A 23264-nucleotide genomic window follows, 5' to 3' on the forward strand; every position below is an offset into this window, starting at 1 on the left:
GTCGCTCGAACGGGTAACTGTGAAGAAGGGGTGGCAACCCGGGGGGTGGGTCGGTCCGTCCTGGGGACATGAGAAGCCTGGGAACCGCCATCGGCGCGGGTGTGCTGCTGGTCGTGCTCGCCGCCTGCGCAACGTCCACGCCCGTCGGTCCGGGCGCCGGTGGGCCGACGTTGACCACGTCGGCCCAACCGACCTCGTCCAGCGTCGAGGAGCCGGAGTTCGACAGCCCCGTGCCGCCGAACGGCAAGGAAGTGCCCAAGGACCAGCTCGACGCCGCCGCCATCCCCGAGGGCACCCCCACCACCACGTGGACCGAGGGTGACGGCAGCGTGCTCGGCGTCATCGCCCAGGAAGCCGGCTGCGGCAAGGCGACCGTCGAGATCGCCGAGCAGAACGCCCAGGTCGTGAAGCTGGTGCTGGTCGAGACCACGCCGCTCGACCAGCCGGTCTGCACGATGGACATCCGCTACCCGCCGCTGACCGCGAAGCTCGACGCGCCGCTCGGTGGCCGCACGGTCGTCCTCAGCACCCGGCAGGACCAGAAGTAACCCCCTCCGGTGCCCGGTCGGCCTGCCCCCGGTCGGCCGGGCATCGCCCACCCTGCAACCTCACGGCCCCGAGTACCGTCCTGCAGCTATGAGGAACGTCAAGGTCGCCGTCGCCTTCTCCCTGCTCGCGCTCGCGGGGTGCGGCACCACCGGCAACGCCCCGCTCGGCGAGTCGTCCACCGCGGTCGGCACGGTCACCACGACGGGATCGCCGTCTGCTCCGACAACGTTGTCATCCTCCGCCGACGCCCAACCGACCGCACCGCCGCCGCAGACCAGCGCCGCGGCACTGGAGGGCGGGCCGACCGAGGTGACGGCCGCCCAGGTCGACGGCGGCACGCTGCCCGACCACTACAAACGACAGGCGTGGACGTCCGCGGACGGCCGCACGGTCCAGGTCGTCGGCATCGCGGGCGGCTGCAAGACGGCGAGCGCCGAGGTCACCGCCCAGTCCGCCGACCAGGTGTCGATCACGCTGGTCACGACCTACTACGCGCCGCCCACCGGCGTCCTGTGCACGCAGGAACTGCGCGACGTGCCGCTGAACGTCACCCTCGACGCACCCCTCGGGTCCCGCCGCATCGTCCTGGAGGCCCGCGACGACTCGGCTTGACCTCGCGTGCCGGCCGACAACGCGAGCCGTCGGGTCCGGTGCGCGAGAGCCGACCGGGTGAATACCTGAAGGAGTTTCGCGTCACGGGTTCCGGCACGACGGCGGGACCGCCAGACTCCGATGACGTGAGACGACCTCTCGGCCTGCTGCTCGCCCTCGTGGTCACGGCCGCGAGCACGACCGCGCTGACCACTCCCGCGTCCGCCGACACCAACGGGCAGTTCTCCGTGCTGACGTACAACGTCGCCGGCCTCCCGGAACCGCTCTCCGGGTCGAACCCGGCGACGAACACGCCGCTCATCGGCGCGCGCGTCCGGGACTACGCGGTGGTCAACGTCCAGGAGGACTTCAACCACCACGCCGCCCTGTACGCCGCCGACAACCACCCGCACCGCACGCCGACCAGCGGGGGAGTGCCGTTCGGCGACGGCCTGAACACCCTGTCGGCCTACCCGTACAGCGACTTCACGCGGGTGAAGTGGGACCGGTGCAACGGCACGGACTGCCTGACCCCGAAGGGCTTCACGTTCGCCCGCCTCCACCTGGCAGAGGGCGTCCGCGTCGACCTCTACAACGTCCACGCCAACGCCGGCAGCGCGGACGCCGACCTGGCCGCCCGCCGCGCGAACATCACCCAGTTGTCGCAGTACGTCGCCCGGAACTCCGCCGGCAACGCGGTGGTCATCATGGGCGACACCAACACCCGCTACACCCGCACGGGTGACAACATCCGCGACCTCGTCCACGCCAACGGCCTCACCGACGCCTGGGTGGAGCGCGTCCGGGGAGGTGTCGAACCCGCCCTCGGCGCACCCGCGCTGGTGTGCGACCCGGCGAACGTCGCCGACACGTGCGAGGTCGTGGACAAGGTCCTCTACCGCGACAACGCCTTCATCGACCTCACCGCCACCTCCTACCGCAACGACCACACGTCCTTCCTCGACCCGGCCGGCGAACCGCTGTCCGACCACTACCCGCACGCCGTCGGCTTCTCCTGGCGGCTCGCCGACCACCTGCGCCTGAGCGAGGAGTTCGGCGGCCCGCACGGCACGCCGTTCACCGACGTCGAGGCGGTCCGCCCCGGCGCCACCGTCCGCTCGGTGACCCTCAGCGGCGGCTCACGCCTGGACCGGGTCGGGATCACGCTCGCCGACGGCGCCGCCCTCGCGCACGGCGGCACCGGCGGCACCCCGACCACGCTCACCCTCCAGCCGGGCGAGCGCCTGACGGGGGCCACGCTCACCAAGGGCCAACGCGACGGCCGCACCCGGATCTTCTCCGTCCGCATCACCACCGACCTCGGCCGAACCGTCGCCGTGGGCACGCCCACCGCCGACCAGGTCACCTTCACCGCGCCTGAGGGCTGGCACATCGTCGGCTTCACGGGCCGCGCCGGCACCGAGATCGACAAGCTCGGCGTGATCTGCACCCGGAGCTGACCGCTCGTCTCACTCCGTGGTCGCGAAGGCCGCCACGCCGTCCCACGCCAGCCACAGGTCCGCGTCGACCTGGTCCTCGTCCGCCGCGATCGTGCCCGTCTCGCCGACGTAGAGGCCCAGGTCGCACCGGTGGGCCGCCAGCACCCGCACCATCCACGCGTGCAGCCCCTCCTTCCCGTCCACGAGTTCCCGCGTGATCGTCCGGAAGTACACCCCGGTCCCGGACGTCTCGATCAAGCTCACCTGGTAGAAACGCGACCCCATGGGAACTCACTCCCCGCTCATGGTTGTATACTCTCTGAATTCGGGACAACTATCTCGTATGTACAGAATGTGCACAAGTCCCGATCGGGTGATGATCGAGGAGAGCGATGACCAGCCCACACCGCAGTGCCGCCCGCATCCAGATCGGCACGACGCTGCGCCGCATGCGCGAAGAAGCCGGCGTGCCCCGGGAACGGGTGGGCGAGGTGCTGCACTGCACGATGACCAAGATCAGCAACATCGAGAACGCGATCAGCGGCGTCAAGCAGGCCGAGCTGGAGAAGCTGCTCGACCTCTACCAAGCCGACGACGCGACCCGCGAAGACCTGCTGACCCTCAACTCCGAGGCCCACCGCCGCAGGCCGAAGAGCAAGATCGGCGGCCCCATCCAGCCCTGGCTGCGCCGCATCCTGGATGTCGAGGCCATCGCCACCGAGGCCCTCTACTCGTCCTTCGAGCTGATCCCGGCCGTGCTCCAGACCGAGCACTACGCCCGTGCGCTGATGACCGGCATCGGCCTCGACGGCGAGGCGCTGGAGAAGAACCTCCAACTGCGCCTGGAACGACGGGCGCTGCTGACCGACCGCGAGCCCCTGCTGAGGTTGTGGGCGGTGATCGGGGAACCGGCGCTGCGGGCGAACGTCGGCGGCCCGGAGGTCATGCGCGACCAGCTCAAGCACGTCCTGGGCCTGATCGAGCTGGAGAACGTCGTGGTGCAGGTGATGCCGCAGGGAGCCGGGGTGCACGCGTTGACCGGCACTACGCTGACCTTGTTCCGGCTACCCGACAAGTTGCCGTCGCTGATCAGCGTCGACACCCCCTACGGTGCCCAGTTCGTGGACGGTGCGGACCAGCTGGAGAAGACGAGCCGCTGGTTCGACCACACCCGGGCGAAGGCGTTGGGGGTGGAGGAGAGCCGTGAACTCCTGACCCGGATCACAGAGGAGACCTGATGGCCCTGAAGCCCGGCGAGTGGACCAAGTTCAGCGGAGGTGGCGACAACTGCGTCGAGGTCATGCGCACGGACGACGAGGTGCTGGTCCGCAACAGCAACCGGCCTGAAGAAGTCCCACAGCGCTTCACCCACGGCGAGTGGGACTTCTTCACGCGCGGCGCCAAGCTCGGCGTGTTCGACCTGTAGCGGGCTACTTCCGGAACGAGATCTGGAGGGTCGGGGTGGAGGTCTCGGCGAAGAAGTCGTTGCCCTTGTCGTCCACCACGACGAACGCGGGGAAGTCCTCCACCTCGATCTTCCAGACCGCTTCCATGCCCAGCTCGGCGTACTCCAGCACCTCGACCTTGCGGATGCAGTCCTGGGCCAGCCGCGCGGCCGGTCCGCCGATCGAGCCGAGGTAGAACCCGCCGTGGGTCCGGCAGGCGTCGGTCACCTGGCGCGAGCGGTTGCCCTTGGCCAGCATCACCAGCGACCCGCCGGCCTCCTGGAACTGCTCGACGTAGGAGTCCATCCGACCGGCCGTCGTCGGCCCGAACGACCCGGAGGCGTACCCCTCGGGCGTCTTGGCCGGCCCGGCGTAGTACACCGGGTGGTCCTTGAGGTACTGCGGCATCGGCTCGCCCGCGTCCAACCGCTCCTTGATCTTGGCGTGCGCGATGTCCCGCGCCACCACCAGCGGACCGGTCAGCGACACCCGCGTCTTCACCGGCAACGCCGACAGCGTCGCGCGGATCTCGGCCATGGGCCGGGTCAGGTCGATGGTCACGACCTCGTCGGACAGGTTCTCGCCGGTCACGTCGGGCAGGAAGTGCGCCGGGTCGCGTTCCAGCTGCTCCAGGAAGAGGCCCTCGGGGGTGATCTTCGCCTTGACCTGCCGGTCCGCCGAGCACGACACCGCGATGCCGACCGGGCAGGACGCGCCGTGCCGGGGCAGCCGGACCACGCGCACGTCGTGGCAGAAGTACTTGCCGCCGAACTGGGCGCCGATGCCGAAGTTCCGGGTCAGCTCCAGCACCTGCTGCTCCAGGTCGACGTCCCGGAACGCGTGGCCGGCGGCCGAGCCCTCGGTGGGCAGGCCGTCGAGGTAGCGGGCGGACGCGAGCTTGGCGACCTTCAGGTTCTGCTCCGCCGACAGGCCGCCGACGACCACCGCGAGGTGGTACGGCGGGCACGCGGCCGTGCCGAGCGAGCGCAGCTTCTCGTCCAGGAACTTGGCCAGCCGCGACGGGTTCAGCAGCGCCTTCGTCTCCTGGTACAGGAACGTCTTGTTGGCCGACCCGCCGCCCTTGGCCATGAACAGGAACTCGTACTTCGGCTCCACGCCGGGCGCGGTGAACAGGTCGATCTGCGCGGGCAGGTTGGTGCCGGTGTTCTTCTCGTCCCAGAAGTTGACCGGGGCCATCTGCGAGTACCGGAGGTTCAGCTCCTGGTAGGCCTCGAAGATGCCGCGCGACAGCGCCTCCTCGTCGGTGCCGCCGGTCAGCACGGACTCGGTGCGCTTGCCCATCACGATGGCGGTGCCGGTGTCCTGGCACATGGGCAGCACGCCGCCGGCGGAGATGCACGCGTTGCGCAGCAGGTCCATCGCGACGAACCGGTCGTTCCCGCTGGCCTCGGGGTCGTCCACGATCGCGCGCAGCTGGGCCAGGTGCGAGGGCCGCAGCAGGTGCTGGATGTCCCGGATCGCCTCCTTGGCCAGCAGCGTCAGCGCCGCGGGCTCGACCTGGAGGAACGTCCGGCCGGCGGCTTCGACGACCGACACGCCGTCCGGCGTCACGAGCCGGTACTCGGTGTGGTTGTCCTTCGCCAGGGGCAGGACGTCGGTGTACTGGAAGGTCGGTGCCAGAAGGTTCGACGAGGTCACGTCGCGGGCTCCCTTGCGCGCTTCGGGTTCCGCCGAACTTATACCGATCGCGCCGCCGAGTCCGCACGGCGTGATGTGATTCGCGTCGTGGTCGACAGCCTCACCAAGCGCCGGCTCTCCGAAGCCGAGCTCGACGCCCTGGTCCGCCGCGTGCTGGGCGTGCCGCTCGCCGCGCACGTCGAGCTGACCGAGGGCATGTTCAACACCGCCTACCGGCTCACCGCCGCGGACGGCCGCGAGACCGTGCTGAAGGTCGCGCCGCCGACGGACGCGCCGCTGCTCACCCACGAGCGGGACATCATGCGCACCGAGGCGTTGGCGTTCCGGCTGATGCGGGCGCACGGCCTGCCGGTGCCGGAGGTCCTGCTGCACGAGGACGGCTTGCTGCTGATGACGGCGCTGAACGGCGAGCCGTGGTCGTCCGCCCGCGCGCGGCTCACCGACGCCGAGCACGGTGCGCTGCGCCGCGAGCTGGGCACGATCGTCCGCAGGCTGCACGAGATCACCGGCGACGTGTACGGCTACGTCCAAGGGCCCAACGGGGCGACGTGGCGCGAGGCGTTCGCGAAGATGCTGGACGCGGTGCTGGCCGACGCGGACCGGTTCGGCGTGGAGCTGCCCGACGTGCGGCCGGCGTTCGCGGCCCGCGCGCACCTGCTGGACGAGGTCACCGAGCCGGTGCTGGTGCACTTCGACCTGTGGGAGGCGAACCTCTTCCTGGCCGACGGCCACGTCGAGGGGATCATCGACCCGGAACGGGCGCTGTTCGGCGACCCGTTGGCGGAAATCGCGACGGTGGCGTTGTTCACCGACCTGGACGACGATTTCAAGGCCGGTTACGGCGTCGCGGGGTTCACCGGGGCCGAGGAGACCCGGATCGCTCTGTACCGCGCCTACCTGTGCCTGGTGATGATCGTGGAGGGCGTGCCGCGCGGTTACGCCGGCGAGGAGCGCGAGGCGCACGTGCGGTTCTTCCGCGAGAAGCTCGCGGAGTACCTGGGGCTCTAGCGGAATAGCGGAAGGCCGGGCCGGCCCCCGACCGCCCCGACCTTCCTCAGAGTGCGAGCACCTCCGCGCAATGGGGCGGAGGTGTCGCGTGGCTCGTGTAACGCACGACCGTGCCGTGACTGGCGTCACAAGTCAATCCCGCACAGCGGTGACTCCCGCCGAGTGGACCCTGTATCGCGTCAGCTCGGCCTGCGTGCCGGCCGTCAGCCCGACCGGCGCGCGGACCGGCGGCTCAGCTGGCGTAGGCCCGCAGCTTGGCGGCCCGCTCGCCCTGCCGCAGCTTCGACATCACCTCGCGCTCGATCTGCCGCACCCGCTCCCGCGACAGGCCGAACTGCTTGCCGATCTGGTCCAGCGTGCGCGGCTGGCCGTCCTCCAGGCCGTACCGCAGCCGGATCACCGCCTGCTCGCGCGGGTCCAGCGTGGCCAGCACCCGGCGCAGGTCGTCCTGAAGCAGGCCGGAGATGACCGCGCTCTCCGCGTCCGTGGCGTCGGAGTCCTCGATGAAGTCGCCGAGCGGGGCGTCCTCCTCGGCGCCGACCGGCATGTCCAGGCTCACCGGGTCGCGGGCGTGGTCGAGCAGGTCGACCACCTTCTCCGGCGACAGGCCCGACTCGTTGGCCAGCTCCTCGTTGGTCGCCTCACGGCCCAACTGCTGGTGCAGGTCGCGCTTGATCCGGGCGAGCTTGTTGACCTGCTCCACGAGGTGGACGGGCAGCCGGATCGTGCGACCCTGGTCCGCCATTCCCCGCGTGATCGCCTGGCGGATCCACCAGGTCGCGTAGGTCGAGAACTTGAAGCCCTTGGTGTAGTCGAACTTCTCCACCGCGCGGATCAGGCCCAGGTTCCCTTCCTGGATCAGATCGAGCAGCGGCATTCCGCGGCCGGTGTATCGCTTCGCCAGCGAAACGACCAACCGCAGATTCGCTTCGAGAAGGTGGTTCTTTGCCACGTGACCATCGCGGATCAACGCGCGCAGTTCGCGCCGGCGATCATCCGGGAGCTCCGGATGGGTCTCCAGCTTGTGCTGCGCGAAGACGCCCGCCTCGATCCGCTTGGCGAGCTCCACTTCGTCCGCCGCGGTCAGCAGCGCTGTCTTGCCGATCCCGTTCAGGTACACCCGAACCAGGTCTGCGGCCGGTCCCTGGGCGTCGAGGTCCAACTCGGCGCTCGTGGTGGTCGTCTCGTTCCCGACCTGACGGTCGAGGAGCTTCGGGACGGTCATGGAGCTCCCTCCCCCTTGTGTCGCGGGCTGGCAGTGCGGTCGTGTCGCACACTCCGCGCTGCGCTGCGCGGCACACCTTTCGGTGTCTGACACTGGGGGAAACGCGAACCGGGCCGAAATGGTTCCCGCTTCCCACGACCAGAAGACGTCACTGCCGTCACAGCGGTTGCGCCGCGAATCCTGAGGATTGGCTGAGAAGGATCTAGAGTTCCACCAACACGGTGAACGGACCGTCGTTCACACTCCGCACCGACATCATCGCGCCGAACCGTCCCGTTTGTACTCGGGCACCCTTCCGGCGCAGTTCCGAGACCACTTCCGCGACCAAGGGCTCGGCGTGGTCGGGTCGTGCGGCGGCCGTCCACGACGGCCGCCGCCCCTTCCGCGTCTCTCCGTAAAGTGTGAACTGGCTCACCACGAGCAGGGGTGCACCGGTCGTGGCGCACGACTCCTCGTCCTTCAGGACGCGCAACTCGTGGAGCTTTCGGGCCATCACGTGCGCCTGGTCGGCGGTGTCGTCCACGTGGATGCCGAGCAGCACCAACAGGCCCGGCTCGTCGATCGCGCCCACGACCTCGTCGCCCACCGTGACCGACGCCTCTGTGACTCGTGCCACAACAGCTCTCACGCGGGCGCCACCATGCCGTGCCGGACGAGGTCGCGGACGATCGGGAGGGCGGACCCGGCGAGCGCGTCGGCGTCCAGGTCGTGCGCGTAGGCCAGCAGGGTGATCAGGTCCTCCAGCGGCAGCGCGCCCCGGAACCCCGCGAGCAGCTTGGCCGCGGTCTCGTCCAGCTCGTGCTGCCAGCCGGGGCCGTCCACGCGGTGCAGGCGGCGCACGACGGCCTCCCAGCCCTCGTCGGCGGGGGAGGAGACCTCTTCCAGCAGCACGGTCTCCGGCACGGTGAACCGGGTGGACAGGAGCGTGGCGTTGTCGGTGGCGCGCAGCCAGGCGACCCGGTCCAACCAGGCGGCCGACTCGGGGCCCAGCGGGTCGTCGAAGGCGTGGCGGAGGTCTTCGCACACGACCTCGGCGTGCGCGGTGTCCGTGCGGCGGAGCGTGACGAAGCCGAACCCGATGCCCTCGACGTCGTTCTCGGCGAACCAGTCCAGCCAGGCGGCGGCCTTGGCACGGCCCTCGGCGCTTCGCGGGTCGACGCCCGCGTCGCGCAGCCAGGTGCCGACGTAGAGGGCGGGGTCGGCGACGTCGCGCTGCACGAACCAGGCGTCCACGCCGCCTCGCGGCAGCCACGCGGAGACGCGGTCGGCCCAGTCCTCGCCCTTGCGGTGCAGCCAGGAGGCCAGGAGTTGGCCCACGCCGCCCTCGTTCAGGAACGACGGCATCTGGCGCACGACCAGGGCGCTGGCGTCGTCGCCGGCGAGGCCGGAGTCGCGGTAGGTGTAGTCGACCCGGGCCGGCCCCACCACGAACGGCGGGTTGCAGACGACCTGGTCGAACCGCCGCCCGCGCAGGGGGCCGAACCACTCGCCCTGGCGCAGCTCGACGTCGACCTCGTTGATCCGGAACGTGCCCGCGGCCAGGGCGAGCGCGCGTTCGGACAGGTCGGTGGCGGTGATCCGCCGGGCGTGGCGGCTCGCGTGCAGGGCCTGCACGCCGCACCCGGTGCCCAGGTCGAGCAGGGTGTCGACCTGGCGGCGCGCGGTGGCGCGGGCGAGGCTGATGGACGCGTGGCCGACGCCGAGCACGTGGTCGGCCGGCACGGGCCCGCCGCGCTGGTCGGCGTCCTGGTCGGCGATGACCCACCAGGAACCCTCGTCGTCGCCGTAGGGGCGGATGTCCAGCCCGGCCCGCAGCCCCTCGCCGTCACCGCGCAGCACCTCGGCCTTGACGGCGGTGTCCAGGTCGACGTCCGGGAGCGCGGCGCGCACGGCGGCCTCGGACTCGGTGTCGCCGAGCAGGAACAGGCGGACCAGGGTGCCGAGGGCGCCGGCGTCCCGGGTGGCCCGCCGGGCGGCCTCCGGTTCGCCGCGGCCGAGGGCGGCGTGGGCCTGCGGCCCGAGCACGTCGACCACCCCGTCCGCGTCGTAGTCGGCGGCCCGGAACGCCTCGCGCAGCCGTGTGGTCAGGTCGGTGGAAAGATCAGGGAGCACGCCGTCATGGTCTCGTGGCCCGCCCGGTCGCGCCTGACCAGCCCACCTGAACGGTGAAGTCGGGGTACCCGGACGTTCGACACGGTGGTCCTGGGCGTTCGACACGCGCGGGCTGAACGCAGGACCCACGCGCGTGTCGAACGCTCAGGCCCCGCGTGTCGAACGTCCAGGACCCCCGAGTTCGGCGTTCAGGTTCGCCACGAAGGCCGCGAAGTTCCGCTCGGTCCGCGCCCGGTAGCCGATGAACAACCGGTTGGCCAGCGGCACGGCCCACCGGCCCCGCTCGGCCACGTTGCGGACGCGGTGGGTCAGCCGCGCGCCGTCGGCGGTCGCGTCCACCTGGTACTCGCCGCGGTACCACCAACCACCCTGGACGGCGACCGTCCGCCGCCGCCGGTCCACCTCGATCCGCCCGCCGCCCGCCTCGGTGATCACCTCGACCACCCTGGCCAGCACGGAGTCCGGTGACACGGGCACGGTCGCGGTCAGCTCGACCATCGGTCCACGCATGAAGCCCCCTTCGAACGGTGTTCGTCTCACGAACGATGTTCCGAACGAACGGTGTTCGTGTCAAGTACGGTGTTCGCATGACGCAGGACCCGCCCTGGCGCACGCCTCCCGTCACACCGGTCGCCAAGCCGCGCCTGTCCCAGGAGCTGATCGTCCGCACCGGGCTGGACGTGCTGCTGCGCGAAGGCCTCGACGCGGTGAGCATGCGGCGGGTCGCGCAGGCCCTGGGCACGGGCCCGGCGTCGCTCTACGCCCACGTCGCCACCAAGGACGAGCTGGTCGAGCTGATGCTGGACCACGTCCTGGAAGGGGTGCCGCTGCCCGCGCCCGACCCGGACCGCTGGCGGGACCAGGTCAGGGAGCTGCTCCGGGCCCAGGTCGGGGCCATGCGGTCCTACCCGGGCATCGCGAAGGTCGCCTGGCAGGTGATGGTCCCGGTCGGTCCGAACGCCCTGCGCCACGCCGAAGCGCTGCTCAGCCTCCTGCGCGCGGGCGGCCTGTCGCTCACCCGGGCCGCCTACGCCGCCGACGCGCTCGCGCTCTACACCAAGGCGTTCGCGTACGAGGGCAGCACGTGGGGCGCGGTCGACCAGACCGAGATCGCGGCCCGAGGACGGCAGATGGGGGAGTACATGAGCTCGCTGCCACCGGACGCGTTCGCGAACATGCTGGCCGCCGGCCACCTGTTCACCGCCGAGACCGCCGACGAGCGGTTCGAGTTCGGCCTGGACATGCTGCTCGGCGGGCTCAGGGCGTGATCGCCAGCGCGATGGCCATGGCCAGCCGCTGCTCCGGGTCGTCCAGCGGCAACGACGTCACCGCCGCCATCCGCTGCATCCGGTAGCGCAGCGTGTTCGGGTGCACCGACAGCGCCCGCGCGGCTTCCCGGGAGTCCCCCTGGGCCGCCAACCAGGCCCGCAACGTCGTCGAGTACTGCGTGCCGTGCTCGGCGTCGTGCCGCGCCAGGTCCGCCACCGGTCCCCGGGACGGCCACCGGCCGGCCTCGGCCACCGCCGCCAACCGCCGCAACAACACCCGCGCCCACGCCCGGTCGTACACCACGGGCTCACCACCGGACAGGGCCAGGCACTCGTCCGCCTCACCGCGTGACGCGGGCAGCGACGCGGCGTCCGCCCGGCCACCGACCCCGGCCAGCACGACGGCTTCGGCGGGCAGCTCACGCCCCAGCGCGCGCACCCAGTCCACGGCCGCCGCCGGATCGTCCCCGCACGGCAGCACGGTGTAGAGCACGTTGCCGAACAACGCCGACCGGCCGGGCCGCGACCAGCCGAAACCCGCCGTCGCCCGGGAGAACGCCAGCAGCGCCGCCCCGTGCTCGCCCTCGCCGGCGTGCGCCTGCACGGCGATCACCCGCAGGTCGGTCGACGGCAACCCCAGCCGGGCCAGGTTCGCGGGCAGCCCCGAGTCCAGCGCCTCGATCACCAGGTCCGCCTCGGCCTGGCGCTCCAGGTCCGCCGACGCCCGGGCCCGCAGCAGGTGCAGCGCCGCCGTCCGCGCGCCGTCCACCAGCGCCGCCGCGCGCACCGCGTCCACCGGGTCGTCCACCTCGACCCACACCGAACCGAGCAGCTCGCGCCCGGCCCGCACCGCCGCCACCAGCCGCCCGCCGAGCTGGTCGGTCAGCTTCGGCACGAACAGCGGCTCGTCGGACCTCGCGAGGTGGGTGAACACGCCGTACGCGGCCAGCGCCCGCCAGGCCTCCTCCGGCACCCGCCGACCCAGGATCGTCTGCACCCGCACCGGGTCGACGCCCTGCTGCCGGTAGGAGTAGGCCAGCACCCGGGACTGCTGGTCCTCGATCGTCACGGGCCCGCCGACCACCGCCGCGATCACGTCCGCCACCGCGAACAGGTCGCCGGACCCCTGCCCGCCCAGCACGAGGGTCTGCGCGACGTTCGCCAACTGCCCCCACGGCACCGACGGGTCCACCAGCAGCACCGCCGCCCCGGACCGCTTCGCCGCGGCGAGCACCCGTTCGTCCAACGGGGGCGCGCCGTGCAGCACGACCGCCGCCGCCGACGTGCCGCCGACCAACCGCGCCGCCGCGGCGGGCGAGGGCACGCCCAACCCGAGCAGCACGTCGTCCGCCGCGGCCGCGGTGTGCTCCGCCGGATCGTGCAGCGCCACCCCGCGCAGCTCCACGTCCCGCCCGCGTGGCGCGCAGCTCAGGTGCGTGCCGAGGCTCCCGAGCACGTCCACCAGGCGATCAAGGGCGACCACAGCCGGATCGTACGGGTTCGGATCGCGCCGCCGCCGTCCGCGCACGAGCGGCCAAAAACACAATCCGCAGGTATCCGCGGTGCCCGCGCGGTGGGACGATGGAGGCATGGTCAGTCCCGAGCGCGACGGCACACCGGTGCTCATCACGGAGGCGGCTCCCTCCTACGAGGAGCAGCACGCCGCGCGCAAGCGCAAGTACGCGATCATCATGGGCGCCCGCATCCCGTGCCTCATCCTGGCGATGGTCTTCTACCAGACCTGGTGGCTCGCCCTGGCGCTGATCGTGCTGTCCGTGCCGCTGCCGTGGATGGCCGTGCTGATCGCGAACGACCGGCCTCCCCGCAAGGCGGAGAAGGCCAGCCGCCTCGCCAAGGAGCACCGGGCGATCGAGTCGCACCCGCATCACGTCATCGAGGGCTGACCCGCCTCCGACGGCTGCGCCCCGACCGCGGACACGGCCCGCGCCGCCGCGCGCACCCCGCCCAGCAGCGCGTCCAGCCGGGACGCCCCGGACAGCCACGCCGCCAGCAACCCGGCGTCGAACGCGTCGCCTGCGCCCGTCGAGTCCACGCACTCGACGTCCTCGGCCGGCACGGACACCACGCCGTCGGAGTCCACCCAGCTCGCGCCGTCCGCGCCGGACGTCAACGCCACCGCGCCCACCACGTCCAGCAGCGCCGCGGCCGACGCCGGTTCCGCCGACCCGGTGAGCGCCACCAGCTCCTCGGTGTTGGGCAGCAGCAGGTCGACGCCGCGGACGTCGTCCAGGAACCCGTCGTAGATCAACGCCGAGGACTGCGGGTCGACCGACGTGGTCAACCCCGCCTCACGGGCCGCGCGCAGCACCGCCAACCCCGCCGGCCGCGACGACGCGTCCAGCAGCACGTACCCGGACAGGTGCAGGTGCGAGGCGTCCCGCAGCAGCCCCCGGTCCAGGTCGGCGGGGGAGAAGCGGGCGTTCGCGCCCCGGTCGGGCAGCATGCTGCGCTGGCCGGTGTCGTCCACCAGCACCACCACGCAGCACGTCGCCGCCTCCGTGTCCACGGCGAACGCGCACCGCACCCCGGCCGACGTCAGCTCGGCGTGCACCTGGCGTCCCGCCGAGTCCGCGCCGACCCGCGCCACCAGCACCGGCGACGCGCCGCACGCGGCCAGCCACACCGCCGTGTTGGCGCCCGCGCCGCCGGGCTCGATGGTCACCGACGCCCGCGAGTCGCCGCCGTGCACGATCGGGCCCGCGTGCCGGGCCACCACGTCGAGCCCGGCGTCACCGACGACGACGATCCCGTTCACGACGCCAGCTCGACGGCCACCGCCGCGGCCAGGGTGGCGTTCGACACGACCAGCGCCTCGTTGGCGTCCAGGCTCACCCCGCCGCTGGCGGTGTGGAAGTGCTCCAGCAGCACGGGCGTGACCTCCTTGCCGTGCACGTTCCGCGAGCGCAGCAGCTCCAGGCCTTCCGACAGCAGCCGCTCGTGCAGGTCGGCGTCCATCTCGAAGTCGACCGGGATCGGGTTGGCCAGCAGCACGCCCGCCGCGCCGGGCACACCCCGGTGCGCCGCCACCACGGCCGCCGCGTCGGCCGCCGAGTCCACCCGCCACGGCACGCCGAACTCCGACTCGCGCCGGTAGAACGCGGGGAAGCGGTCCGTGCCGAAGCCGATCACCGGCACCGAGCGGGTCTCCAGCAGCTCCAGCGTCGCGCCCATGTCCAGGATCGACTTCACGCCCGAGCACACCACCAGCACCGGCGTCGTGGCCAGCACGTCCAGGTCGGCGGACACGTCCCAGGTCTCGCGCGCGCCCCGGTGCACGCCACCCAGGCCACCGGTGGCGAACACCCCGATGCCCGCCGCGTGCGCCAGCGCGGCCGTGCTCGCGACGGTCGTCGCGCCGTCGCGCTTGAGCGCGTACGCCGCGCCCAGGTCCCGCCGCGACAGCTTGACCAGGTCGTTGGCCGGGTCGCAGACGTGGTCCAGCTCGGCGGGGGTCAACCCGATCTTGGGCACGCCGCCGAGCACGGCGATCGTGGCGGGCACCGCGCCCGCGGCGCGCACCACGCCCTCAAGCCGTTCGGCGACCTCGCGGTTGCGGCCGGGCGGTAGCCCGTGGGACAGGATCGTGCTCTCCAACGCGACCACCGGCCGGTTCTCGGCCAGGGCGGATCGGACCTCTTCGGTGACGCTCGGCGTACTCACGAGGGGCCATCATCCCAGGTACGCTGTCCGCGTGAGCACGCAGACTCTGCCCGAGGTGGAGACCCGGCCGGAAGGCACGGACCACACCGGGGACGACACCCCGAAGATGTTCCACTACGTGCGCAAGGCCAAGATCGCGGAAAGCGCGGTGATGGGCACGCACGTGGTGGCCTTGTGCGGCGAGGTGTTCCCGGTGACGAAGTCGCCCAAGCCGGGATCGCCCGTCTGCCCCGACTGCAAGAAGATCTACGAGGGCCTGCCCAAGGGCGGCGGCGAGTAGGACCCGCTAGGACGGCCCCGGCGTCGACCCGCCGGGGCCGGACCCCTGCCCGCTGACCGGCGTCTCGCGCGGCCCGCGGCGTTCCACCGGCAACGGCACGGTGTGGTTGGTGTCCGCGGGCGACGGCGCGGTGTGGTCCGGCATCGCGGGCGGTCCGGCCCCGGTGATCGCCGCCTGCCTGCCCTCGTCCGACCGGATCCGCTCGGCGGCGCGCTCCAGTTCCAGCCGCTGCCACCGCCGGCGCTGCCGCCGCGTCATCCTCGCCGGCCACATCTCCTGCAACGCGCTGTTGAAGTACGCGCCCAGCGTGATCGCCAACCCGATCAGGTAGGCGAACAGCAGGAACGCGATCGGCGTCGCCAACGCGCCGTAGGTGTACCCGGTGGTCGTGATCCACTGGATGTAGAGCCGCAGCCCGATGGACGACAGCAGGAACACCGCCATCGCCAGCACCGCACCCGGCACGAGCCGGTGCCACGGCAGCTTGTTCGGCAGCGACAGCTTGTACAGCGTCGCCAGCGCCACCACCAGCAGCACCGCCATGCCCGGGTAGTAGAACGCGCTGAGCCACGACTCGATCGTCGGCTGCCACGAGTCCGGGAACACCTGCGGCAGCAGGTCCGGGCCCAGCGCCACCACCGGCAGGCCGATGATCAGCAGCACCAGGCTCGCCATGTAGAGCAGCAGCGCGAAGATCCGCTGCCACACCTCGTTGCGCACGCCGTACTGGTCGTGCGCGGCGGTGATCGCGTCCACGAACGACGACATCGCCGACGACCCGGCCCACAGCGAGATCAGGAACCCGACCGAGACGATCTCGCCCTTGCCGGTGGTGAGGATCTGGTCGACGGTGGGCACGATCACCCCGTTGACCACGTCCTGGCTGAAGATCGTCCGGCAGGTGGAGATGATCCGGTCCTTGACCGCGCTCACGACCTCCGGCCCGAACCAGTCGCCGAGGTACCCGAGGCTGCCCAGCAGACCCAGCAGCAGCGGCGGGAACGACAGGACCTGCCAGAACGCCGCCTCGGCCGCCTCGGAGAAGATGCTGCCGTCCCAGGCCTTGGAGAGAGTGCGCGCCAACAGGCGCAGGGGCCCCTTGCGGCCCGTGCTGCGTGCTGTCTCGTCCCTCGGCGAACCCATCGCAACATCAAGCATGGTGCATGCCGGGTGATTTCGCGGCATCGGCGACCGTGCGGCGCGGGCCGAGCGGGTAGGCTGTCGATGCCCTCGACCGGTCACCCGCACCGAGGGCATTTGCGTGTCCACCACCGCAACACCGCCGCACCACTGCCGTGGTACCGCCGCTGATCAGCGCAGGAAGGGTTCGAGGTTGTCGCAACCGCAAGTCGCCACGACCCGACCGCTGCGCGCCTGGCAGCGCCGCGCGCTCACCAAGTACCTGGCCGCGAAGCCCAAGGACTTCCTCGCCGTCGCCACGCCCGGCGCGGGCAAGACGACGTTCGGCCTGCGCGTCGCCGCCGAGCTGCTGGCCGACCGCACGATCGAGGCCGTCACCGTCGTCACGCCCACCGAGCACCTCAAGCACCAGTGGGCGCAGGCGGCGGCCGAGGCGGGCATCGCGATCGACTCGAACTTCCGCAACACCAACGCGATGACCTCCCGCGACTACCACGGCGTCGCGCTCACCTACGCCCAGGTCGCCGCCCACCCGACGCTGCACCGGGTGCGCACGGAGAACCGCAAGACGCTCGTGCTGCTCGACGAGATCCACCACGGTGGCGACGCCAAGTCGTGGGGCGACGCGATCCGCGAGGCGTTCACGCCGGCGGTGCGGCGGATGTGCCTGACCGGGACGCCGTTCCGCTCGGACGACTCGCCGATCCCGTTCATCAGCTACGAGCCCGGCCCGGACGGCGTGCAGCGCAGCCGCGCGGACCACTCCTACGGCTACTCCGACGCGTTGCGCGACGGCGTGGTCCGGCCGGTGATCTTCCTGGCCTACTCGGGCGAGGCGAGCTGGCGCACCAGCGCGGGCGAGGAGTTCTCCGCCCGGCTCGGCGAGCCGTTGACCCAGGAGCAGACGGCGCGGGCGTGGCGGGTGGCCCTGGACCCGACGGGAGAGTGGGTGCCGTCGGTGCTCAAGGCCGCCGACATGCGCCTGACCCAGCTGCGCCAGGGCGGCATGCCGGACGCGGGCGGCCTGGTGATCGCCACCGACCAGACCGTGGCCAAGGCCTACGCCGAGATCCTCAAGCGCAACACCGGCCACGACGCGACCCTGGTGCTCTCCGACGACCCGAAGGCGTCCGGCCGGATCGCCGAGTTCGCCGCCTCGCAGGACCGCTGGCTGATCGCGGTCCGCATGGTGTCCGAGGGCGTGGACGTGCCGCGGCTGGCCGTCGGCGTGTACGCCACCAGCGCCTCGACGCCGCTGTTCTTCGCCCAGGCCGTCGGCCGGTTCGTGCGGCAGCGCGCCAGGGGCGAGACGGCCAGCGTGTTCCTGCCCAGCGTGCCGGTCCTGCTCGGGCTGGCCAGCGAGCTGGAGCAGCAGCGCGACCACGTGCTCGGCAAGCCGCACCGCGAGAAGGACGGCTGGGACGACGAGCTGCTGGCCCAGGCCAACCAGGCCAAGGACGAGCCGGGCGAGGAGGAGAGGGCGTTCACCGCGCTGGGCGCCTCCGCCGAGCTCGACCAGGTGATCTACGACGGCTCGTCGTTCGGCACGGCCGCGTTCGCGGGCAGCGACGAGGAGCAGGAGTACCTGGGGCTGCCGGGCCTGCTGGAGCCGGACCAGGTGCGGGCGCTGCTGCGGCAGCGGCAGGAGAAGCAGCTGGTCGAGGCCAGCAAGCGCCAGGTCGCCGCACCGGCGCCGCCACCCGCCGCGACCCGCCCGGCGGGCGTGCAGGAACGGCTGGCGCAGCTGCGCAAGGAGCTCAACACCCTCGTGGCCATGCACCACCACCGCACGAAGAAGCCGCACGGCAAGATCCACAACCAGCTGCGCGAGTACTGCGGGGGCCCGCCGACCGCGATGGCGAGCATCGAACAGCTCGAAGAGCGGATCGCCACGCTCCGCTCCTGGTGACCTTTGTTGTGACCCGAGGTGACCGACTACTGCATTGGGCGTAGTCAGATGTCCGTTCGGTTACCTTCTCGTTAGCGCATCGTGCCTACTTTACCGGTCAAGTGTGCTTCCGGTCACCGCCTGTCCCGGCATACGTTGTGCGCCACAACATTTTCGCTCCTGCATGAAAGGGATGGCGGATGCGCAGCAAGAGCCTCGCTCTCATCGCCGTCGGCACCGGCCTTGCCGTTGCCATGACGGCATGTGGCGCCAACACGTCCGGCGGCAACACGCCCGCTTCGGACACCAACACGAACAGCGGCTCGGGCGGCGCGAAGGTCGGCGTCATCCTCCCCGAGACCGCCAGCTCCGCTCGCTGGGAAGGCTTCGACAAGCCGCTGCTGAAGAAGGCGCTGGAGGCCGAGGGCCTCCAGGCGGACATCCAGAACGCCCAGGGTGACGTGCAGAAGTTCTCGACCCTCGCCGACGGCATGATCAACGCTGGCGTCAAGGTCCTGATCATCGCCACGCCGAACAGCGAGATCGGCGCGACGGTCGCGAAGAAGGCCGAGGCGCAGGGCATCCCGGTCATCGACTACGACCGGCTGAACCTGGGCGGCAGCTCGAAGTACTACGTCTCGTTCGACAACGAGAAGGTCGGCGAGCTCCAGGGCCAGGGCCTCGTCGAGGGCCTCGCCGCGCTGGCGCCGACCAAGAAGCCGGCCGAGATCATCGAGATCGAGGGCGCGCCGACGGACAACAACGCGACGCTGTTCTACAACGGCCAGCAGAAGGTCCTCAAGCCGAAGTACACGGCCGGCGACCTGAAGCTCGTCCAGTCGAAGCCGATCGACAAGTGGGACAACCAGGTCGGCGGCACCACCTTCGAGCAGATCCTGACCGGCAACGGCCAGAAGGTGGACGGCGTGGTCGCCGCCAACGACGGCCTCGCGGGCGCGATCATCACCGTGCTGAAGAAGTACGGCCTGAACGGCAAGGTCCCGGTCACCGGCCAGGACGCCACCCCGGAGGGCCTGCAGGCCATCCTGCGCGGCGACCAGTTCATGACCGTGTTCAAGCCGATCAACGATCAGGCCGAGGCGACCGCCAAGCTGGCCGCCGCGCTGGCCAAGGGCGACACGGCCGCCGCCGACAAGATGGCGACCGGCGTCACCAAGGACACCACCGGCAACCGCGACGTCAAGTCGGTCCTGCTGCCCGCGCAGCTGATCACCAAGGACAAGGTCAAGGTCGTCGTGGACGCCGGCTTCGTCAAGGCGACGGAGGTCTGCGTCGCCGACCTGGCGGCCGTCTGCACCGAGCTCGGCATCAAGTAAGTCAACGCTCGCGCCGGGGCGGGGTGTGGGAGACGCACCCCGTTCCGGCGCGCACCCACGTGTGGGGCTGCCCCCGGGAACGGGTTGGACCCCTTCAGACGGGTTAGACGGAGGAATTCCAGTGAGCGAGCCGATCCTCGAGCTGCGCGGCATCAACAAGAGCTTCGGTCCCGTGCACGTCCTGCACGACATCGACTTCGAGGTCCACCCGGGCCAGGTCACCGCCCTCGTCGGCGACAACGGCGCGGGCAAGTCGACGTTGGTCAAGTGCATCGCGGGCATCCACCCCACCGACTCGGGCCAGGTCCTGTTCGACGGCGGGGAAGTCCACATCCACGGCCCGCGTGACGCCGCGCACCTGGGCATCGAGGTCGTCTACCAGGACCTCGCGCTGTGCGACAACCTCGACATCGTGCAGAACATGTTCCTCGGCCGTGAGCGCGGCAAGCTGGGCATGCTCGACGAGGCGGACATGGAGCAGGCCGCCCGCAAGACGCTGACCTCGCTGTCGGTGCGCACGGTCAAGTCGGTGCGCACGCAGGTCGCGTCGCTGTCCGGCGGCCAGCGGCAGACCGTGGCGATCGCCAAGGCCGTGCTGTGGAACAGCAAGGTCGTGCTGCTGGACGAGCCGACCGCGGCGCTGGGCGTCGCGCAGACCCGCCAGGTCCTCGACCTGGTGCGCCGGCTGGCCGAGCAGGGCCTGGGCGTCGTGCTGATCAGCCACAACATGAACGACGTGTTCGAGGTCGCGGACCGCATCGCGTGCCTGTACCTGGGCCGGATGGCGGCCGAGGTCAACACCAAGGACGTCACCCACGGCCAGGTGGTCGAGCTGATCACCGCCGGCCGCTCCGGGGACCTGGGCATCGCCCGACCCGAAACCGCGACCATCTGATGCCGCCGCGCCAAGCTCCCCACGACGAGGAACGCAGCATGTCCAACACCACGAGCGAGACCGCCCCGGACGCCCCCCAGGGCGCGGCGATCTCCGACTTCGGCATCGACACCACGTCCCAGTCCACCGGCGAGGCGGTGCGCGACTACGCGGCCCGGCTGCGCGGCGGCGAGCTCGGCTCCCTGCCCGCGCTGCTCGGCGTGGTCGTGCTGCTGATCGTGTTCAGCTCCCTCGCGGACACCTTCCTCACCCTGGGCAACATCGCCAACCTCCTCGCGCAGGGCGCGAGCGTCGTGATCATCGCCATGGGCCTGGTGTTCGTCCTGCTCCTGGGCGAGATCGACCTGTCCGCGGGCACCGCCTCCGGCGTCACCGCCTCGGTGATGGCGCTGCACCTGATCAACGGCGGCAACCTGCTCGGCGGCATGGGCGACACCGTCTTCTACCTCTTCTGCGGCCTGCTGGCGCTGGCCGCCGTGCTGGCCGGGGTCATGCGCATCTGGGCGGGCGTCGCCCTGTCGGTGGTGGCACTGGCCATCGCCCTGATCGGCGTGCCCGCCAACCCGTGGGTCGAGATGCTGCTGGCCGTCTGCGTCGGCACCGCCATCGGCTGCATCACCGGCTTCCTCGTCGCCCGCGTCGGCATCCCGTCGTTCGTCGTGACCCTGGCGCTGTTCCTGGCCTGGGGCGGCGTGATCCTCCAGTTCATCGGCGAGGGCGGCACGCTCGGCCTGCGCGACGACGTGATCTTCAACGTCGCCAACGGCAACCTGAGCACCGCGGGCTCGTGGGCGCTGTTCGTGCTCGCCGCCGGCGGCTACGGGGCGGTCGTGCTCGGCCGCCACTTCAGCAGGCTGCGCCGCGGCCTGGTCGCGTCGCCCACCCCGATCGTGCTGGTCAAGGTCGGCGTGGTCCTCGTGCTGGGCGCGGTGGCCACCTACGCGTTGACGCTCAACCGCTCCAAGAGCGACCTCGTGGTGATCACCGGCGTGCCGTTCGTGGTGCCGATCGTGCTCGTCCTGCTGGTCATCGGCACGTTCGTGCTCGAGCGCACCCGCTACGGCCGGCACGTCTACGCCGTCGGCGGCAACCAGGAAGCCGCCCGCCGCGCCGGCATCAACGTGGCGCAGATCCGGATGAGCGTGTTCGTGATCGCCTCCTCGATGGCGGCCATCGGTGCGATCGTCTACTCGTCGAAGGTCGGTTCGGTCGACCCGAACGCCGGTGGCGGCAACACGCTGCTGATGGCGGTCGGCGCGGCCGTGATCGGCGGCACGTCGCTGTTCGGCGGCAAGGGCAAGCTGCGCGACGCGGTCATCGGTGGCGCGGTGCTCGCGATCATCCAGAACGGCATGGGCCTGCTCGACCAGCCCGCCGCCGTGGTGTTCATCGTGACGGGCCTCGTGCTGCTCCTGGCCGCGAGCGTCGACGCGCTGTCCCGCCGCCGGGCGGCGTCCACCGTCCGCTGACGTGAGCACACCGACCGCGGGAGCCCGACCCGACGAGGTCCGCAGGCACAACCGAACGGCGCTGCTGCGCCGACTGCACGTGGACGGGCCCTCCACCAGGGCGTCGCTGGCGGCTGAGCTGGGCCTCAACCGCAGCACGATCAAAGCCCTGGTGGACGGCCTGGCCGAGTCCGGCGTGGTGGCCGAACGCGTGCCGGCGCAGCGCTCCGGCGCCGGCCGGCCGTCGCTGCTCGTGCTGCCGCAGCCGCACGCGGCCGTGGTGATGGCCATCGACGTCCGCGTCGAGCAGGTGGCGATGGCCATGGTCGGCCTCGGCGGCGACATCCTCGGCCGGGACTCGTGGAACCTGCACCACCGGTCCCGAGACCCCGGCGAGGTGATCACGCACATCGCCGACTCGGCCAAGCTCCTGGCCGACGAGCTCGACGTGCGGGCGGTCGGTGTCGGCGTCTCCGTGCCCGGTGTGGTGCGCCGCTCCGACGGTCTGGTGCACGAGGCGCCGAACCTGCACTGGACCGACGTGGCGCTGGGCGACCGGCTCTCGTCGGTGCTCAAGGTCCCCGTCCAGGTCGGCAACGACGCCGAGCTGGGCGCGTTGGCCGAACACGCGCGCGGCGCGGCCCGCGCCTCGTCGGACGTGGTCTACATCTCCGCCGACGTCGGCATCGGCGGAGGCGTGATCTCCAGCGGTCAGCCGTTGCGCGGCACCGGCGGGTACGTCGGCGAACTGGGGCACATGGTCGTGCGCCCCGGTGGTCGCCGGTGCTACTGCGGCTGCCAGGGCTGCTGGGAGACCGAGGTCGGCGAGGCGGCGCTGTGCCGCGCCCTCTCCCTCCCCGAAGACGCGCCGCGCGGGACGGTGGTGGCGGAGCTGCGGTCGCTGGCCGGTTCGCCGGACAGCGTCGCGCACCGGCTGGGCGAGTTCACCGAGTGGCTGGCCATGGGGCTGATCACGGTGGTCAACATGCTCGGGCCGGAACTGGTGGTGCTGGGCGACCTGTTCACGGCGCTGCCGGAGTCCCTGGTGGAGCAGCTGCGGCGCACCGTGCAACAGCGGTCGCTGGTGTCACGGGCCGTCGGCGGCACCCGGATCGTCTCCTCGCCCCTCGGCCGCGACGCCAAGCTCATCGGCGCCGCCGAACTGGCCTTCGAGCCCGTTCTCGGCGACATCTGACAACCGCCGCAGGCTCATGCGCGTGAGCGCGACGTCGGGGTGCTCCGGCCCCAGGACCCGGAGCTGTTCGGCGAGCAAGCGTTCGAGCTCCGGGATCGCGCCCG

24 protein-coding genes are annotated in these 23264 nt (G+C 71.5%); 14 read left to right on the forward strand and 10 right to left on the reverse strand.

The window, feature by feature from the left end; genetic code table 11:
- Positions 1–68: 68 nt before the first annotated feature.
- The 3 genes from ACQPYE_RS09295 (at position 69) to ACQPYE_RS09305 (ending at position 2600) form a co-directional block, all read left to right on the forward strand.
- Entirely contained in the window at positions 69–548 is a 480-nt protein-coding gene (locus tag ACQPYE_RS09295; protein WP_498720601.1) for a hypothetical protein, read from the forward strand.
- Between the two features lie 88 nt (positions 549–636).
- A complete protein-coding gene (locus ACQPYE_RS09300; RefSeq protein ID WP_498720603.1) occupies positions 637–1161 on the forward strand; it encodes a hypothetical protein in 525 nt (174 codons plus the stop codon).
- Between the two features lie 125 nt (positions 1162–1286).
- The gene (locus ACQPYE_RS09305) at positions 1287–2600 is read left to right on the forward strand and encodes a jacalin-like lectin (RefSeq protein WP_498720604.1); all 1314 of its coding nucleotides are present in this window, start codon (positions 1287–1289) and stop codon (positions 2598–2600) included.
- Between the two features lie 9 nt (positions 2601–2609).
- On the opposite strand, the gene ACQPYE_RS09310 is transcribed toward ACQPYE_RS09305, so the two are convergent.
- The gene (locus ACQPYE_RS09310) at positions 2610–2864 is read right to left on the reverse strand and encodes a hypothetical protein (protein ID WP_498720605.1); all 255 of its coding nucleotides are present in this window, start codon (positions 2862–2864) and stop codon (positions 2610–2612) included.
- A 107-nt stretch (positions 2865–2971) separates the two neighbouring features.
- On the opposite strand from ACQPYE_RS09310, the gene ACQPYE_RS09315 reads away from it, so the two are divergent.
- Complete coding sequence (locus tag ACQPYE_RS09315) at positions 2972–3817, forward strand: helix-turn-helix domain-containing protein (protein WP_498720606.1); 846 nt, start codon at positions 2972–2974, stop codon at positions 3815–3817.
- Positions 3817–4005 carry a DUF397 domain-containing protein gene (locus ACQPYE_RS09320; RefSeq protein ID WP_498720607.1) on the forward strand — a complete coding sequence of 63 codons (189 nt, stop codon included), beginning with the start codon at positions 3817–3819 and terminating at the stop codon, positions 4003–4005. The genes ACQPYE_RS09315 and ACQPYE_RS09320 overlap by 1 nt, the downstream gene beginning before the upstream one ends.
- 4 nt (positions 4006–4009) lie before the next feature.
- Here the strand turns inward: ACQPYE_RS09320 and ACQPYE_RS09325 are convergent, their stop codons facing one another.
- Entirely contained in the window at positions 4010–5665 is a 1656-nt protein-coding gene (locus ACQPYE_RS09325) for a fumarate hydratase (protein ID WP_498722868.1), read from the reverse strand.
- A gap of 105 nt (positions 5666–5770) precedes the next feature.
- On the opposite strand from ACQPYE_RS09325, the gene ACQPYE_RS09330 reads away from it, so the two are divergent.
- Positions 5771–6691 (forward strand): phosphotransferase family protein, encoded by a 921-nt coding sequence (locus tag ACQPYE_RS09330; RefSeq protein WP_498720608.1) that lies wholly within the window; start codon positions 5771–5773, stop codon positions 6689–6691.
- A gap of 232 nt (positions 6692–6923) precedes the next feature.
- Here the strand turns inward: ACQPYE_RS09330 and ACQPYE_RS09335 are convergent, their stop codons facing one another.
- The 4 genes from ACQPYE_RS09335 to ACQPYE_RS09350 form a co-directional block, all read right to left on the reverse strand.
- On the reverse strand, positions 6924–7916 hold the full coding sequence (locus ACQPYE_RS09335; RefSeq protein WP_498720609.1) for a sigma-70 family RNA polymerase sigma factor: 993 nt from the start codon (positions 7914–7916) through the stop codon (positions 6924–6926).
- Between the two features lie 202 nt (positions 7917–8118).
- Entirely contained in the window at positions 8119–8544 is a 426-nt protein-coding gene (dtd, locus tag ACQPYE_RS09340) for a D-aminoacyl-tRNA deacylase (RefSeq protein ID WP_498720611.1), read from the reverse strand.
- A complete protein-coding gene (locus ACQPYE_RS09345) occupies positions 8541–10028 on the reverse strand; it encodes a DUF7782 domain-containing protein (protein ID WP_498720612.1) in 1488 nt (495 codons plus the stop codon). Before ACQPYE_RS09345 ends, dtd begins: the two co-directional genes overlap by 4 nt.
- A gap of 144 nt (positions 10029–10172) precedes the next feature.
- On the reverse strand, positions 10173–10538 hold the full coding sequence (locus ACQPYE_RS09350) for a hypothetical protein (protein WP_498720613.1): 366 nt from the start codon (positions 10536–10538) through the stop codon (positions 10173–10175).
- A 77-nt stretch (positions 10539–10615) separates the two neighbouring features.
- Between ACQPYE_RS09350 and ACQPYE_RS09355 the strand changes: the two genes are divergently transcribed.
- Entirely contained in the window at positions 10616–11296 is a 681-nt protein-coding gene (locus ACQPYE_RS09355; RefSeq protein ID WP_498720614.1) for a TetR/AcrR family transcriptional regulator, read from the forward strand.
- Here ACQPYE_RS09355 and ACQPYE_RS09360 read toward each other — a convergent pair.
- Complete coding sequence (locus tag ACQPYE_RS09360; RefSeq protein WP_498720615.1) at positions 11286–12779, reverse strand: PucR family transcriptional regulator; 1494 nt, start codon at positions 12777–12779, stop codon at positions 11286–11288. The genes ACQPYE_RS09355 and ACQPYE_RS09360 overlap by 11 nt on opposite strands.
- Before the next feature lie 106 nt (positions 12780–12885).
- Here ACQPYE_RS09360 and ACQPYE_RS09365 point away from each other — a divergent pair, with 106 nt between their 5' ends.
- Entirely contained in the window at positions 12886–13200 is a 315-nt protein-coding gene (locus ACQPYE_RS09365; RefSeq protein WP_498720616.1) for a DUF3099 domain-containing protein, read from the forward strand.
- On the opposite strand, the gene ACQPYE_RS09370 is transcribed toward ACQPYE_RS09365, so the two are convergent.
- On the reverse strand, positions 13182–14072 hold the full coding sequence (locus ACQPYE_RS09370; RefSeq protein WP_498720617.1) for a carbohydrate kinase family protein: 891 nt from the start codon (positions 14070–14072) through the stop codon (positions 13182–13184). The genes ACQPYE_RS09365 and ACQPYE_RS09370 overlap by 19 nt on opposite strands.
- Entirely contained in the window at positions 14069–14977 is a 909-nt protein-coding gene (locus ACQPYE_RS09375; RefSeq protein ID WP_498720618.1) for a pseudouridine-5'-phosphate glycosidase, read from the reverse strand. Before ACQPYE_RS09375 ends, ACQPYE_RS09370 begins: the two co-directional genes overlap by 4 nt.
- 31 nt (positions 14978–15008) lie before the next feature.
- On the opposite strand from ACQPYE_RS09375, the gene ACQPYE_RS09380 reads away from it, so the two are divergent.
- Positions 15009–15257, forward strand: a complete 249-nt coding sequence (locus ACQPYE_RS09380) for a DUF3039 domain-containing protein (protein WP_033437086.1) — start codon at positions 15009–15011, stop codon at positions 15255–15257.
- Positions 15258–15263: 6 nt separating this feature from the next.
- Here the strand turns inward: ACQPYE_RS09380 and ACQPYE_RS09385 are convergent, their stop codons facing one another.
- Positions 15264–16415 carry a YihY/virulence factor BrkB family protein gene (locus tag ACQPYE_RS09385; protein ID WP_498720619.1) on the reverse strand — a complete coding sequence of 384 codons (1152 nt, stop codon included), beginning with the start codon at positions 16413–16415 and terminating at the stop codon, positions 15264–15266.
- Between the two features lie 175 nt (positions 16416–16590).
- Between ACQPYE_RS09385 and ACQPYE_RS09390 the strand changes: the two genes are divergently transcribed.
- The 5 genes from ACQPYE_RS09390 to ACQPYE_RS09410 all read left to right on the forward strand — a co-directional run bounded on the left by ACQPYE_RS09390 (position 16591) and on the right by ACQPYE_RS09410 (position 23160).
- A complete protein-coding gene (locus ACQPYE_RS09390; protein WP_498720620.1) occupies positions 16591–18306 on the forward strand; it encodes a DEAD/DEAH box helicase in 1716 nt (571 codons plus the stop codon).
- A 179-nt stretch (positions 18307–18485) separates the two neighbouring features.
- On the forward strand, positions 18486–19622 hold the full coding sequence (locus ACQPYE_RS09395; RefSeq protein ID WP_498720621.1) for a sugar ABC transporter substrate-binding protein: 1137 nt from the start codon (positions 18486–18488) through the stop codon (positions 19620–19622).
- Positions 19623–19743: 121 nt separating this feature from the next.
- Positions 19744–20517 (forward strand): ATP-binding cassette domain-containing protein, encoded by a 774-nt coding sequence (locus ACQPYE_RS09400; RefSeq protein WP_498720622.1) that lies wholly within the window; start codon positions 19744–19746, stop codon positions 20515–20517.
- A 38-nt stretch (positions 20518–20555) separates the two neighbouring features.
- Positions 20556–21986, forward strand: a complete 1431-nt coding sequence (locus ACQPYE_RS09405) for a sugar ABC transporter permease (RefSeq protein WP_498720624.1) — start codon at positions 20556–20558, stop codon at positions 21984–21986.
- A gap of 1 nt (position 21987) precedes the next feature.
- Positions 21988–23160 (forward strand): ROK family protein, encoded by a 1173-nt coding sequence (locus tag ACQPYE_RS09410; protein WP_498720625.1) that lies wholly within the window; start codon positions 21988–21990, stop codon positions 23158–23160.
- Positions 23161–23264 lie beyond the last annotated feature (104 nt).

Source organism: Actinosynnema sp. CA-299493 (assembly GCF_050946825.1).
Lineage (GTDB): Bacteria > Actinomycetota > Actinomycetes > Mycobacteriales > Pseudonocardiaceae > Actinosynnema.

Coding starts and splice junctions, on each gene's coding strand:
- ACQPYE_RS09310 (WP_498720605.1), bottom strand. CDS start 2,864: ATGGGGTCGCGTTTCTACCAGGTGAGCTTGATCGAGACGTCCGGGACC.
- ACQPYE_RS09405 (WP_498720624.1), top strand. CDS start 20,556: ATGTCCAACACCACGAGCGAGACCGCCCCGGACGCCCCCCAGGGCGCG.
- ACQPYE_RS09300 (WP_498720603.1), top strand. CDS start 637: ATGAGGAACGTCAAGGTCGCCGTCGCCTTCTCCCTGCTCGCGCTCGCG.
- ACQPYE_RS09385 (WP_498720619.1), bottom strand. CDS start 16,415: ATGCTTGATGTTGCGATGGGTTCGCCGAGGGACGAGACAGCACGCAGC.
- ACQPYE_RS09395 (WP_498720621.1), top strand. CDS start 18,486: ATGCGCAGCAAGAGCCTCGCTCTCATCGCCGTCGGCACCGGCCTTGCC.
- ACQPYE_RS09320 (WP_498720607.1), top strand. CDS start 3,817: ATGGCCCTGAAGCCCGGCGAGTGGACCAAGTTCAGCGGAGGTGGCGAC.
- ACQPYE_RS09295 (WP_498720601.1), top strand. CDS start 69: ATGAGAAGCCTGGGAACCGCCATCGGCGCGGGTGTGCTGCTGGTCGTG.
- ACQPYE_RS09355 (WP_498720614.1), top strand. CDS start 10,616: ATGACGCAGGACCCGCCCTGGCGCACGCCTCCCGTCACACCGGTCGCC.
- ACQPYE_RS09365 (WP_498720616.1), top strand. CDS start 12,886: ATGGTCAGTCCCGAGCGCGACGGCACACCGGTGCTCATCACGGAGGCG.
- ACQPYE_RS09315 (WP_498720606.1), top strand. CDS start 2,972: ATGACCAGCCCACACCGCAGTGCCGCCCGCATCCAGATCGGCACGACG.
- ACQPYE_RS09350 (WP_498720613.1), bottom strand. CDS start 10,538: ATGCGTGGACCGATGGTCGAGCTGACCGCGACCGTGCCCGTGTCACCG.
- ACQPYE_RS09335 (WP_498720609.1), bottom strand. CDS start 7,916: ATGACCGTCCCGAAGCTCCTCGACCGTCAGGTCGGGAACGAGACGACC.